This is a genomic window from Clostridium sartagoforme AAU1, from assembly GCF_000401215.1.
Taxonomy (GTDB): domain Bacteria; phylum Bacillota; class Clostridia; order Clostridiales; family Clostridiaceae; genus Clostridium; species Clostridium sartagoforme.
The window spans coordinates 1-257 of the sequence record NZ_ASRV01000314.1 but is presented as its reverse complement, the minus strand read 5'-3'; the positions used below and the strand labels follow the sequence as shown (position 1 = coordinate 257).

Genomic DNA, 257 nt, shown 5'->3' with positions numbered 1-257 from the left:
AAAAGATATGAACATAACTCAACTATAATAACTACTAATCAACCTTTTAGTAAATGGGGAGATGTCTTTTCAGATGCTACGCTAGCGAATGCTATACTTGATAGGCTTCTACATCATGCTCATATTATTAAAATAGTTGGGCCATCTTATAGAACAAAAGATGTATATGAAATGATCCAACAAGAAAACAAATAACTATCAAATAATTATGCATTTTCATGTTGGAACTTTTCAACATTTTGAGGTTGACATTTACA

General features: G+C 30.0%; 1 protein-coding gene. It reads left to right on the top strand.

Features of this window, described 5'->3' with window-relative positions; translation table 11 throughout:
- Positions 1 to 195: ATP-binding protein (locus tag A500_RS19235; protein WP_016209235.1), on the top strand; the 195-nt coding region annotated here is incomplete at its 5' end.
- Between the last annotated feature and the right edge of the window lie 62 nt (positions 196 to 257).